Origin of the sequence: Kutzneria chonburiensis, assembly GCF_028622115.1 — a bacterium.
In the GTDB taxonomy this organism is placed as follows: Bacteria; Actinomycetota; Actinomycetes; order Mycobacteriales; family Pseudonocardiaceae; genus Kutzneria; species Kutzneria chonburiensis.
Genome location: NZ_CP097263.1, coordinates 7359416 through 7372154, shown reverse-complemented (window position 1 = coordinate 7372154; position 12739 = coordinate 7359416). Strand labels below are relative to the sequence as shown.

General features: G+C 71.6%; 11 protein-coding genes. 5 read left to right on the top strand and 6 right to left on the bottom strand.

Translation table 11 applies throughout. The annotated features are described in order from the left end of the window. Positions 1-16 precede the first annotated feature (16 nt). Entirely contained in the window at positions 17-766 is a 750-nt protein-coding gene (locus tag M3Q35_RS33885) for a TetR/AcrR family transcriptional regulator (protein WP_273936603.1), read from the bottom strand. Between the two features lie 533 nt (positions 767-1299). On the opposite strand from M3Q35_RS33885, the gene M3Q35_RS33880 reads away from it, so the two are divergent. Next, positions 1300-1566 (top strand): glutaredoxin domain-containing protein, encoded by a 267-nt coding sequence (locus tag M3Q35_RS33880; RefSeq protein ID WP_273936601.1) that lies wholly within the window; start codon positions 1300-1302, stop codon positions 1564-1566. A 3-nt stretch (positions 1567-1569) separates the two neighbouring features. Here M3Q35_RS33880 and M3Q35_RS33875 read toward each other — a convergent pair whose 3' ends face one another. Beyond that, positions 1570-2607: a cytochrome D1 domain-containing protein gene (locus M3Q35_RS33875; protein WP_273936600.1), complete on the bottom strand. Its 1038-nt coding sequence runs from the start codon at positions 2605-2607 to the stop codon at positions 1570-1572. Between the two features lie 165 nt (positions 2608-2772). Beyond that, on the bottom strand, positions 2773-4593 hold the full coding sequence (locus tag M3Q35_RS33870; protein ID WP_273936599.1) for a DUF2339 domain-containing protein: 1821 nt from the start codon (positions 4591-4593) through the stop codon (positions 2773-2775). A 67-nt stretch (positions 4594-4660) separates the two neighbouring features. On the opposite strand from M3Q35_RS33870, the gene M3Q35_RS33865 reads away from it, so the two are divergent. Together M3Q35_RS33865 and ptsP are read left to right on the top strand one after the other, a co-directional pair. Further along, positions 4661-5554: a ribokinase gene (locus M3Q35_RS33865; protein ID WP_273936598.1), complete on the top strand. Its 894-nt coding sequence runs from the start codon at positions 4661-4663 to the stop codon at positions 5552-5554. Positions 5555-5557: 3 nt separating this feature from the next. Beyond that, complete coding sequence (gene ptsP, locus M3Q35_RS33860; RefSeq protein WP_273936597.1) at positions 5558-7216, top strand: phosphoenolpyruvate--protein phosphotransferase; 1659 nt, start codon at positions 5558-5560, stop codon at positions 7214-7216. 73 nt (positions 7217-7289) lie between these two features. Here the strand turns inward: ptsP and M3Q35_RS33855 are convergent, their stop codons facing one another. Then, positions 7290-7943 carry a response regulator gene (locus tag M3Q35_RS33855; protein WP_273936596.1) on the bottom strand — a complete coding sequence of 218 codons (654 nt, stop codon included), beginning with the start codon at positions 7941-7943 and terminating at the stop codon, positions 7290-7292. Next, on the bottom strand, positions 7940-9094 hold the full coding sequence (gene macS / locus M3Q35_RS33850; RefSeq protein WP_273936595.1) for a MacS family sensor histidine kinase: 1155 nt from the start codon (positions 9092-9094) through the stop codon (positions 7940-7942). Before macS ends, M3Q35_RS33855 begins: the two co-directional genes overlap by 4 nt. A 185-nt stretch (positions 9095-9279) precedes the next feature. On the opposite strand from macS, the gene M3Q35_RS33845 reads away from it, so the two are divergent. After that, positions 9280-10494: a GGDEF domain-containing protein gene (locus tag M3Q35_RS33845; RefSeq protein WP_337960500.1), complete on the top strand. Its 1215-nt coding sequence runs from the start codon at positions 9280-9282 to the stop codon at positions 10492-10494. Here the strand turns inward: M3Q35_RS33845 and M3Q35_RS33840 are convergent, their stop codons facing one another. After that, the gene (locus M3Q35_RS33840; protein ID WP_273936594.1) at positions 10495-11631 is read right to left on the bottom strand and encodes an AI-2E family transporter; all 1137 of its coding nucleotides are present in this window, start codon (positions 11629-11631) and stop codon (positions 10495-10497) included. Positions 11632-11892: 261 nt separating this feature from the next. On the opposite strand from M3Q35_RS33840, the gene M3Q35_RS33835 reads away from it, so the two are divergent. Continuing rightward, positions 11893-12711: a hypothetical protein gene (locus M3Q35_RS33835; RefSeq protein ID WP_273936593.1), complete on the top strand. Its 819-nt coding sequence runs from the start codon at positions 11893-11895 to the stop codon at positions 12709-12711. The last annotated feature ends 28 nt before the right edge of the window (positions 12712-12739 follow it).

Genomic DNA, 12739 nt, shown 5'->3' with positions numbered 1-12739 from the left:
CTCGGAGGACCCCCGATCAGTTGGTCAGGCCGATGTCCTCGAACAGCTCCGTGAGCATGGACTCGAACAGCGGCTCCGCGTTGGACACCGCGAACGGGAAGCGGCCGAAGACCTCCAGCGCCACCTGGCCGTACAGGCGGACCCAGAACTGCAGCATGGTGTAGACCACGGAGAGGTTGAGGGCCTCCTCCGGCAGCTGGATGCCCTCCTGCTCGATCTGGGAGAGCAGGTGGCTGCGGAAGGCGACCAGGTCGGTGCGCAGCTCGTCGGGGACGTTCTCCTCGTCCGGCACCAGCAGCCTGTGCGTGGCCAGCAGCTTGCCGGCCATGTTCAGGAAGATCCGGCCGAACTGGTCCTTGGGCCGGCGCATCAGCTCGCCGGTCGCCTCGTCGACCTCGCAGTGGGCCGAGTCGTCGGGCGAGGCGAAGACCAGCGTGAACTCCTGCGGGTGGTTGAGCGCCCAGCGGCGGAAGCCGCGGCAGGCCGCCAGCACGCCGCCGATCGCGTCGTGCTCGTCGACCCGGGTGAGGTCGGCGGTCAGCTCCGCGGCCAGGTCGCCGCAGATGTCGTCGATCACGCGGCGCAGCAGGTCCTCGCGCGAGTCGTAGTACCGGTACAGCGCCGGCGCGGTGATGCCCAGCTCGCGGGCGATCGCCCGCAGCGTGACGGCCTCGCGGCCCTGCTCCACCAGTAGCCTGCGCGCCTGCTGGCGGATCTCTCGCTCGGTGTCGGCCCGGGGCCGATCACGTCGCGTGGTCTCCGTCATAGTTCACCCCATCGTGTTGCAAACACCGCTGACCACCCATTAACGGTGTTTACCGGCGCCTGTCCTAGGGGGAACGGTACAACGACGGCGGGGCTGATGTTCGCGTCCCGGACAACGGTGGTGCACCGACGCCGCTGGATCGTGATCATCTGGACGCTTGCCGACCGGCAACGAGTTATCCACACCTGGATCTTCACTCCCATTGGCCGTGACCTGCGCTCGGTAGAATGGACCCGGGGCGGCCTCCCCAGGGAGCGGCGGGCTGGGTGTGGGGCCGGGCGGGTCCGGCTTGGGCCGGGTGGATCGGGGGGCCGGGTGGTCGGGTTTGGGACCGGGAGGGCCGGGGGACGGGTAAGTCGGGCTTGGGCCGGCGTCGGGGCTGGGCCGCCCGAGGCCAAGCATGGGGGCCAACCATGGAGGCCGAGCATGGGGCCCGCGCTTGCGCTGCGTGTGGTGGGCTAGGCGCGGGGCTGCGTGGTGGGCTGGGTGTTGTGGCCCGGAATATCGGGATCGTGGGAGAGGTTGGCGTTGGCGTGACCACTGAAGTGCTTGTGCACGTGCGGCCGGGGTGCCCGTTCTGCGACATGCTGCGCGCCAACCTGAAGCGGAGCGGGCTGAAGTACCGCGAGCTGGACATCTGGCAGGACCCGGATGCGGCGGCGGCGGTGCGGGCGGCGGCCAACGGGAACGAGACGGTGCCGACGGTGAACGTGGGCAGCACGTGGATGGTCAACCCGTCGATCCACCAGGTGCTGGCGGCCGTGAAGGCCGAGGCGCCGGAGTTGCTGCCGCAGCAGTGAGGCTCAGCCGGCGACGGCGATGACGCCGGCGGCCTTGTCGCTGGCGAGGTCGATCGTGGCCGTGAGCTGACCGGTGCCGCCGTCGACAACGGCGACGGAACGACGACCGGCGAAATAGACGCTGTGGTCCCGAGGGGACACGGCGATGCCGTGCGCGGTGAGCACGAGGGTCTGCACGATGCGCCGGGAGGAAGTGTCCACAACGGACACGGTGCCGTCCTGGAGGTTGATGACGTAGAGCCGGTCACCGCCGACGGCGAGCTGGCAAGCGCCGACGCCGACGGGGATGCGGGCGACGACCTGGTTGGTGCGGTTGTCGACAACGGTGACGGAACCGTTGGTGTTGGCCAGCCGGCTGGTGTGCGAGACGTAGGTGAACGCCCCGTCGGGACTGACGGCGACGTACTGGGGCAGCACATCGACGGGCACGGTCTTGGTGACGGTGGCGATCCGGGTGTCGATCACGGTGATGCTGGCGCCCTGGTTGTTGACCACGTACAGGTGCGAGCCGTCGGGAGTGATGGCGATGCCGGTGGGGGTGACGCCGACCTGGATGACGGCGGCCAGCGAATTGGTGGTCGTGTCGAAACCGAGCACCACGCCCTGACCGTTGGCGGTGCCGGAGATGTAGAGCCGCTTGCCGTCGGGACGGACGACGGCCGAGTCGAGCTCGGCTTTGACCCGAATGCGCTTGACGATCGACGCGGTGCGGAGGTCGACGACGGCGACGGTGCCGGCCCAGCCGTTGATGACAAACGCCGTGCGGCCGTCGGGGCTGAGGGTGAGGCCGGTGACCGGGGCGCCGGTGTCGACGACGGCGGTGACCTGACCGGCGGCGACGTCGACGATCCGCAGCTCACCGTTCTCGCCGGCGACCAGCGCGTGCACGGCGGCGGCGCTGACCGCGGGCCGGATCTGCAGGGGCTGCTCGGCGACCACCCCGGCGGTCAGCATCGCCAGCGCGATTCCGGCCGCCACCAAGGCTCGCAGTCGCCGAGCGCCGAGGCGGCGCTGGCAGCGCGTGGTGGTCACAAGCCGCATGGGAGCATTTTGACCATGGTCCCGGCCACCCGCGCACCCGGGACGGGTGAACGTTTCCGCCCGGCCGGGAAACGTAGATGCCCTGGTGCCGGGTCGCTCGGGGGCTACGCGACCGGCGCCAGGGCACCTCACCGGCGGACGAATCGACCGGTACACCTCTGTGTATCAGTCCGGCAGCTGATTTGTTACGCCTCGCGACTCATCCGTTATGACTCCTCCATGTTGAACCAGACGGGCGTATCGCGTGCCCGCCAGTAGCAGTAGCAGGCCGGCGGCGAGGAAGGCGATCACCCGGGCCAGTCCGTCCAGCGCGGCCAGGTCGAACAGCACGAGCTTCAGGACGGACGCCCCGACCAGCACCAACCCGACGGCGCGCAGGGCGGCGGAGCGGATTCCGCGCAGCAGCAGGGCGATGGCGGCCACGGTCCACGACACCGTGATGACGGTGTGTCCGAACACGAACCCGGAGCGGTCGGGCGAGATGAGCAGGGCGGTGGTCAGCACGGTCGCGGCGGCGCCGTAGAGCATCACCACCCCGGCGACGATCCACGGCCCGGCCTTGCTTGTCGGCGATCCGATGACGTCCAACCGGTATCCGACCAGCGGAATCGCGATGGCGACGCCGGTCATGAGCAGGCCGGTGGCGATGCCGTCGACGGACATGTTCGCGCCGGACAGGAAGACGACCAGCGTCGCCGGCTTCACCACGGACAGGGCCCAGAGCAGGCCGAACACGCCGCTCAGCAGCGAGGCGAGCAGCGCGGCCCGGTGCCGGGCGAGATCGGCGGCCAAGGCGAGCACCAAAGACTCACCCAGAAGGGTGATGGCCTGGGTCGGGCCGCTGAGCGCATTCACGGTGGCGTCGACCATGGCGACCGACCCCAGCACGGCGGCGGTCACGGTGACCGGCACGGTCAGCCAACGGTCGCAGAGCACCACCACGAGCATCAGCGCCGCGACGATCGCCGCCAGCCACGCGGCCTCGGGCCGGGTCAGCGCGAATCCGGCGACCAGCGCGGCGATGGGGGCGGTGGCCAGCAGGATCACCGGCGACGACTGGTCACGCTGGTCCCGCAACGTGATCACCACGGCGATGGTGACGCCGACGATCGTGGACGCCAGGGCGGCCCCGGCGGTCTGCAGCGGCTCGCCGCCGGTACGCAGGGTGAACGACGTGGTCAACAAGCTGGCCAGCACCGGCGGCACGCCGGCGACCAGCGCCAGCGACGGCCAGCTCCGCACCAGCTGCACGGGCATGGCGCCGATCTGGAGGACGACCAGGAACGACACCAGTAGCGGCGTGAAGCCATGAGTCAGGAACGGGTCGCACAGCGCGCAGCCGATGATCACCCACACGGCGATGAACTGGGCGTTCCACCGAGCCGACAGCAGCAGTCCGCCGCCGGCGACGACCAGCGCGACGAGCAGCCCGGCCCACTGAGACATCAGGTCGTACAGCGAGGTGGCGGCGGCGACGTCCAGGTAGAGGACGGCAATACCGGTCGCCGCCAGGGCATACGCGCCGCTGCGGCCGGCCGGGTTTCGGTGTACCCACAGGCCGCCGGCGATCAGGGCCAGGCCGAGTCCGCCGCCGACCAGCACGCGCGGCTCCGGTCCGAGCCAGCCGCGCTGCACGGCCAGCACCATGAGCAGCACGATGCCCAGCAGCGTGACGGAGCCGCCGATCCAGGCCACGAGCTTGCTGCCGGCGCCCTCACGACCGAGGCGTTCGGGCAGCGGCGGCGGGGGAACATAGGTGGGCTGCGGCTGAGGCCATGCGGCCTGCGGCGGCGGGGCCATCTGTGGCGGCACAGGCATGGGCTGGTGCATCGGCACAGGCATGGGTGCCGGCATCGGCTGGTGCATCGGCGCTGGGGCCGGCGCGGCGAGCTGGGCGTGCTGCAACTCCTGGCTGACGACCTGGAGCCGCCGGCCGATGAAGTCCAGCTCGGCGGCCAGCCGGGCCAGTGGTTCCGAGGTGGTCATGCCGAAAGGATGAGTCCTGACCTCGCCGAATGGATCCGTAGCACTACTCACGTGGCAGGGTTGTGATGTGACTGTTGAGGTGGTGGTGATCGGGTCGGCCAATGCCGACGTGGTGGTGCGGGTGGAGCGCCGGCCGGGAGCGGGCGAAACGGTGCTGGGTTCGGACACGGTGCTGGCGGCGGGCGGCAAAGGGGCCAACGCGGCGGTGGCGGCGGCGAAGCAGGAAGCGCAGGTCGCGCTGCTGGGGGCGCTGGGCGACGACCAACACGGGGAGCTGCTGCGAGGCTCGATGAGCGGAACCGGGGTGCGCCTGGACCTGGTCCGTACGACGGACAGGCCGACCGGGGCCGCCTACATCACGGTCACGCCGGACGGGGAGAACACGATCGTCGTCTCCCCCGGCGCGAACTCGGCGGTGGACGTCGAGCAGGTCGAAGGGGCACGGGAAGCGATCGCGGGGGCGAAGGTGTTGCTGGCCTCGCTGGAGGTGCCGCTGGAAGCGATCGAACGAGCGGTGGCGCTGGCCCACGAAGCCGGCACGAGGGCGGTGCTGAACCTGTCGCCGGTGGCCGAGCTGTCGCCGCAAACGCTTGCCGCGCTGGACCCGCTGGTGGTGAACGAGCATGAGGCGCAGTGGCTGCTGGACGGCGAGACGGACCTGCGCAAGCTGCTGGACCTTGGCCCGCGCTCGGCGGTGGTGACGCTGGGCAGTGCCGGGGCGCTGGTCATCGAGAGGGACGGGACGACGGAGGTGGCCTCGCCGAAGGTGACGGCGGTGGACACGACCGGCGCCGGCGACGCGTTCGCCGGGGCGCTGGTCACGCAGCTCGCGGCCGGGGACGACCTGGTCGCGGCGGCGCGAAGGGCGGTCCGGGTGGCGGCGGTGTCGGTGACGCGGCCGGGCGCGCAGGCGTCGTACCCGACCCGTGGTGAAGTGGATTCGACGGAGGGTATGGTCTAGACCATGTCGAGCGCGCGACTCAAGGGTGTCGGGGTGAGTGCGGGCCGGGCCTCCGGCCCGGTGGTACGGGTCGCGGACCCGCTGCCGGAGCCGGCGGCGACGCCCGCGCCGGCCGATCCGGCGGCCGAGGCGGCCCGGATCAAGCCGGCGGCCGAGGCGGTCGCGGCTCGGCTGAACGAACGGGCCGAGGCAGCGTCGGGCGAGGCCAAGGCGGTGCTGGAGACGACCGCGATGATGGCCGCCGACCCGTCGCTGGCCAGCCAGGCCGAGAAGCTCGTCACGGCCAGGTCGCTGCCAGCGGCCCGCGCCGTGTTCGAAGCGGCCGAGACCTTCGCGGCCGCGCTCGCCGCGGCCGGTGGCTACATGGCCGAGCGGGTCAAGGACATCCGGGACGTGCGCGACCGCATCGTCGCCGAGCTGATGGGCGTTGAGCCGCCCGGCGTGCCCACGCTGACCGGCCCGACCGTGCTGATCGCCCGCGACCTCGCGCCAGCCGACACCGCCGGCCTCGACCCGACCAAGGTGCTGGCGCTGGTCACGGAAGAGGGCGGTCCGACCAGCCACACCGCGATCCTGGCCCGCTCGCTGGGCATTCCGGCCGTGGTCGCCACCACCGGCCTGCTGGCGCTCGGCGAGATCCGCGGCCTGATCGTGGACGGCGACACCGGCGTGGTCGAGGTGCCGGCCGGCCAGGTCCAGGTGCTCGCGGCCGGCGCGGGCAAGGAATTCCACTGGAACGGCGTGGGCATCACCTTCGACGGCAACCGGATCAAGGTGCTGGCCAACGTGGGCTCGGCCGCCGACGCGACCGCCGCCGCGACCAACGGCGCCGAGGGCGTCGGCCTGTTCCGCACCGAGTTCTGCTACCTGTCGGCGACCAACGAGCCGAGTGTGGCCGAGCAGACCGCCGCCTACAGTGCGGTGCTCAAGCCGTTCGCCGGCAAGCCCGTCACGGTCCGCACGCTGGACGCCGGCGCGGACAAGCCGCTGGCCTTCCTCGCGCCGGAGCCGGAGCCCAACCCGGCGCTGGGCGTGCGCGGGCTGCGCGTCGCGTTCACCCGGACCGACGTGCTGGACCGGCAGCTCGAGGCGATCGCCGCCGCAGCCGCCGAGACCGGCGCGCTTGTGCAGGTGATGGCCCCGATGGTGGCCACCGCCGAGGAAGCGTCCTGGTTCGCCGAACGGGTTCGCGCGGCCGGCATCGCCAAGGCCGGCGTGATGATCGAGGTGCCGGCGGCCGCGCTGACCGCCCGCGAGATCTTCGACGCGGTGGACTTCGTCAGCCTCGGCACCAACGACCTGGCCCAGTACACCTTCGCCGCGGACCGGCAGGTCGGCGCGGTGGCCGCGCTCAACGACCCGTGGCAGCCGGCCCTGCTGCGGCTGATCGCCCTGGTCGGCAAGGCGGCCGGCGAGGTCGGCAAGCCGGCCGGCGTCTGCGGGGAGGCGGCCGCGGACCCGCATCTGGCGGCGGTGCTGGTCGGCCTGGGCATGACCAGCCTGTCCATGAACGCCGGCGCCCTCAACCGGGTCGGCGCGGGCCTGGCCGAGGTGCATTTCGACCAGTGCCAGCTGGCAGCCAAGGCAGCGCTGGCCACCCACGACCCCGAGCACGCTCGCCTGGCCGCCCGCGCCGCCCTGACCCCACGCCGCCAGCACTAACCCCATTCGGCACATGCGGACCGGATGTGCCGAATAGAGGCAAGTACGACGCGCATGTGACGTTTGGGCGGGGTCAGTGGTGGTCCGCGTCGAGGCCGTGCTCGATGGCGTAGCGGGCCAGCTCGACCCGGTTGTGCAGCTGGAGCTTGCGCAGCGTGGACTGGACGTGGTTCTCCACGGTGCGGGGCGAGATGTCCAGGCGGGTGGCGATCTGCTTGGACGTCAGCCCCTTGGCCACCAGGCGCAGCACCTCGGTCTCCCGGCCGGTCAGCTCCGGCGCGGGCTCGCGCCCGGCCGGCTCGGTGGCCATCCGCCGGTACTCGCCCAGCACCAGGCCGGCCAGCCCGGCGGTGAACACGGCCGCACCCTCCGCGGTGCGATTGACCGCGTTGACGAGCTCCTCGACCGAGGCGGATTTCAGCAGGTAGCCGGAGGCACCGGCCTTCACCGCCTCCAGCACGTCGGTGTGCTCGCCGGACGCCGACAGCACCAGCACTCGGGTCTCCGGCCGGGCGGCGACGATCTGCTGCGTCGCCTCCACGCCGGTCTGCGCGCCGAGGTTGAGGTCCATCAGCACGACGTCAGGCCGCACGGTGCCGGCGATGCGCACGGCGGACGGCGCGTCGCTGGCCGTGGCGACCACCTCGAAGCCCCGTTCCTCGAGGTCGCGGGCCACGCCGGCCCGCCACATCGGATGGTCGTCGACCACCATCACCCGGACGGTCACGCTGCTCCCCCTGTCGGCACGTGCATTTCCCACTCGGTGCCCTCGCCGGGCGCCGTGGTCAGCTCAACGGTGCCACCCAGGTCGGCGATCCGTCCCCGGATCGACTGCGAGACGCCCAAGTGGCCCTCGGCCTCGGCGATGGCCAGCCGGCCGTCGGGAATGCCGACACCGTCGTCACGGATGCTCAGCACCACCTCGGCGCCGAGGTCCTCCAGCAGCACCCAGGCCCGCGCGGCCGACCCGGCATGGCGGTCCACATTGGACAGCGCCTCCCGCGCGGCGGCGCTCAGCTCGCCCGCGGTCACCTGAGGCACGAGCACCGGCGTGGCCGGTGCGGCCACGGAAATCGTCGGAGTGGCCAGCAGTTGCACCCACTGCCGCAGGTCCGTGTCGCCGTCCATAGTGGACTCCAGCGGCCCGGAAGCGATCAGCGACCGCAGCGCGATCTCCTGCTCGCCGGCCAGTTCGGCGATCTCCGCCGCCTCGCCGCCGACCTCGAGTCCACGCTTGCGCACCCGGGCCAGCACCTGGAGCACGCCGTCGTGAATGGACCGAGCCAGCCGTTCGCGCTCCGCCGTCGCGGCCTCGGTGCGCAGCGCCTGCCGCACCCGGGCCGCGGAGTTACGCGTCGCCTCCGACGCCACGCCGACCACGAAGCTGACGCCGATCAGCAGGACGGTGTCCTCGGCGAGGTAGATGTTGAAATAGCCGCGCGGCAGGATGTTGGCCACGGCGGTGATGCCGCCGAACAACAGACCCCAGTACCGGCCGCCGTAGATCGCGCCGCCGACCGGGGCGCCGCTGGACCACAGGGTGGTGATCGTCTGCGCGCCGCTCTGCATCGGCGACGGGCCGACGATCGGCACCGACAGCAGCATCAGCACGGTGTTCAGCACCAGGTCGGCGATCACCAGCTGCGGACGGCGGCCGGGCGGCGAAAGGTAGAAGAACGTGAGCACTCCGGTCCACACCGTCATCACGCCGGCGACAACCCAGGCCGCCCACTCCACATTGAAGTGACCCCGGTAGAGCCAGATACTGACCAGGGCGAAGACCAAGGTCACGATGCGTAGCACGATCAGGCCCCGCCAGAACGGCGTGGCCGGATCGTCGTCCGGAGTGATCCCCGGAATGGCTGGTCTGCGGTTCACCACGTGCTCCTCCCCGGGCCCATCCTCCCGTGACCGAGCTTGCGAGGGAACCATTCAGCACAGGGACCTGGGTCGCAGACCCGCCGAGCGTCAGCGAGGTGGGCCTGTGACCGAGTGGTGACCGGTATCCCTGACCGGTGGACTTCTGCTGGCGTCACGGTGTGTGCGACGCTGGCGGACCTCGGGTGACGAACGGACTCGCTGTGCGCGACTGGTCGATGTGGACCCTGCCGAGGCCCGCGTTGGTCTACTGGATCGCAGTGGACCTCGCCGCGCTGGCCGTCGGCGGCTACGTACTGGCCGCGACCGCCCCGCCCACGCTGGCCGAGCTCGGCCGTTTCGGCGCGGTCGCCGGCACCGGCCTGGTGGTCGTGGTCATCACGGCCATCGCAACGCAGTTGTCCAACGAGACCCGCCGCAACCCCTGGGCGCTGCACATCTGCTACCTGTCGGCCGGCCTGCTGGTGTTGCCGCCCAACCTGACGCTGCTGCTCCTGCTCGGCCCCGCCCTCTACGGCGTGCTCGGTCCGGGCCCGGAGGCCCATCGCTGGCTGTTCACCCTGGCCGCCACCACGTTGTCGGTGTTCGCGGCGAGAGCCACCGTCGGCTGGAACCAGCCGAGCTGGGACTTCGGCATGCTGGTGCTGGCCGGTTTCGTGCTGCTGATGACGCGGGCCGTGCTGGTCGCGGTCGGCCTGCGGCTGCGGGCCCCGACGGCCGGCGCGGACGAGGTGTTCGGCGAGCCGATCGACATCGTGCTGGGCATCGTCGCGGCCAGCACCGGCGGGCTGATGGCGATGGCCGTGCTGACCGACCCGATCCGCGCGCTGCTGGCCGGTCCGCCGATGTTCCTGCTGGAGCGGGCCGCGCAGCTGCCGCAGTGGCGGCGCTCGGCCCAGCGTGACGCCAAGACCGGGCTGTCCAACGCCGTGCACTGGGACCTCCGAGCCCGTGACGAGCTGGCCAAGGCCAACGCGCGGCAGCGGCCGGTCGCGATGATGCTGCTGGATCTCGACCACTTCAAGCGGGTCAACGACAAGGTCGGGCACCTCGCCGGTGATGCCGCGCTGGCCGCCGTTGCCCGTGAGCTGCGGGGCACCGTGCGGCACGGCGACGTGGTCGGGCGGTTCGGCGGCGAGGAGTTCGTGGTGCTGCTGCCGGACACCGGTCCCGGCGTGGCCGAGTCGGTGGCCGAGCGGGTCCGGCACGCCATCTCGCTGCTGCGGGTGGCGACGACCGCGGCCGACGGCCACGCCCATGTGTTGGACGGCCTGACCGTCAGCATCGGAGTGTCCACTTCGGACCGTTACGGCTACGACGTGTCCACCCTGCTCGTCGCCGCCGACTCGGCCCTGTTGTCGGCCAAGGGCTACGGTCGCAACCTGGTCGCGATGGCCTAGCTACTTGCCGTGGCCCGGCTCCACCTTGGGTGGCCGGGTCGGGTCCACTTCGGACGGATCGATGCCCTGGTCGTGCAGCAGCGACCGGATGCCCGAGTTCAGCACGGCCAGGATCGGCACGGACATCAGCGCGCCGGCGATGCCGCCGAAGGTGAAGCCGGCCGCGATCACCAGCACCACGGCCAGCGGGTGCAGCTGCACCGCCCGGCCGAGCAGCAGCGGCTGCAGGATGTGACTCTCCAGCTGCATCACCGCGATCACGATGACCAGCACGATCAGTGCCCAGAAGAAGCCCTTGGCCACCAGTGCCACCAGCACCGCGACGCTGCCGGCGATCACCGCGCCGATGATCGGGATGAACGCGCCGAGGAACACCAGCGCGGCCAGCGGCACCGCCAGCGGCACGCCGATGACACCGATGCCGACACCGATACCGACCGCGTCCACGACCGCCACCGCGGCGGTGGCCCGCACGTAGCGGACCAGGGAGGCGAAGCCGCGGCGGCCGGCCAGGTCGACCCGCGGCCGCACGTCAGCCGGGATGATCTTGGTCAGGAACGACCAGATGCCGCCGCCGTCGTGCAGGAAGAAGATCGTGGTGAACAGCACCAGCAGCACGCCGGTGAGCACCTCGCCGAGGGTGGCGGCGGTGGACAGCGCGCTGGTGGTGATGCTCAGCTGGTTGTCCTGGATCAGCTTGATGAGCTGGTTGGGCAGGTCGAGCAGCTGCGAGTCGGGGATCCGCAGTGGCGGGCCCTCCAGCCAGTGCTTGATCTGGTCGACCGAGCTGGCCACCTGCTTCTGCAGGTCGGGAAGGCCGCCGACGAACGCGCTGATCACGCCGTAGAGCACGCCGCCGACCACGGCGATGCCGCCGACCACCACGATCGCCGTGGCCAGCCCGCGCGGCACCTTCCACCGCGCCAGCTGGCCGACCGCCGGGGCGAGCAGCGCGGTCAGCAGCAGCGCGATGGCCACCGGGATGATCACCACCGCCAGGTAGCCGACGATCCACGAGATGAGCCAGACCGCGCCGGCGACGGCCAGCAGCCGCCAGCTCAGCGCGGCGCTGACCCGCAGCACCTTGGGCACGGACTGGCTGACGTCCTCGGGGCGGCCTGGCCGGGGCGAAGTCACACGATCACCGTAGCGGCGGCGCCGACAGAAAGGCACCGTTCACACGTTCAGGGGAAGTTGCGGTGTCAAGGCTGCGCCGGCCGCCCGAAACTGATTATCTCTCGGCGTCGACATCACGGACGCCTCTCGCGCCCCTTCACCGATGTCGGCGTTTCCCCAGGCGAGCGGAAGAGGATCTTCTTTGTCGACGGACGGGCACATGATCACGGGGGCCGGCGGCTACGCCGCGCGCTCACCCGTGCGGTGCTCACCGTCGGCGGCGTGGTCGGCCTGACGGCCGCCGCGTGGTGCCTCTCCACCGCCTGCGCGTCCGCGGGGACCATCGGCGACCACAGTGTGGTCGACTCGGTCAACCACACGGTCGCGACGCACGGCCACTCGCCGGAAACCGCATCAGCGGACAACGGGGTGCACGAGATGGCCCGCGCGGTCGCGACCGCGAGCAAGCCGACCGCTGGCTCCATCGCAACCGAGCACCAGAGCCTGGCGAGTGGGGCGAGCCTGCCCTCCTCCGCCGATTTCGACCGGTTCGCCCACCAGGTCCAGGACGACTTCGTCCAGGTAGGGCGGCACGTGGCCAAGCCGGCCCCGTCCGCACTGGTCGGCGACTCGGTGACCCTGGTGCGCCACGTGGTCCAGTTCCCGCTGGCCACGCTGCCGGTGCGGCTGCCGATCCCGGTGATCGGCGTGCTCTCCGGCGCGTCCTCGACGACCGACGGCAGGCAGTCCACCGACCCGACCGGGTTCGCCCCGGCCGGCGACGCCGGCTCCACCCTGCACTCGACCGTCGCCGGCGCGCCTGCCGCCACCGCGCTCACCGTGCGGCACCCGTTGCCGCCGTACCGGAGCTCGGACCTGTCCGGCCCGAGGAACTCCATGCCGTTGCCGGTCGTGCCTGCCCAGGTGCCGCCGGCCCCGTGCTGCTTCGGAACGGGTGGCCCCGGCTCGGCCGGCGTCCCCAACCCCGAGCAGCTTCCTTTCGGCTCCACCCTCGGTGCCGCTGCGTACAGGTCCGTTGTGGCCACCTCGCAGTCGGTGTCCGTGCTGACCGGCAAGCAAGCCGGCATCACGCCTGACTGATTTCGCGCGCGGCTGGCGGTCGCAGGGC

Coding starts and splice junctions, on each gene's coding strand:
- M3Q35_RS33885 (WP_273936603.1), bottom strand. CDS start 766: ATGACGGAGACCACGCGACGTGATCGGCCCCGGGCCGACACCGAGCGA.
- M3Q35_RS33875 (WP_273936600.1), bottom strand. CDS start 2,607: ATGCGGCTTGTGACCACCACGCGCTGCCAGCGCCGCCTCGGCGCTCGG.
- M3Q35_RS33870 (WP_273936599.1), bottom strand. CDS start 4,593: ATGACCACCTCGGAACCACTGGCCCGGCTGGCCGCCGAGCTGGACTTC.
- ptsP (WP_273936597.1), top strand. CDS start 5,558: ATGTCGAGCGCGCGACTCAAGGGTGTCGGGGTGAGTGCGGGCCGGGCC.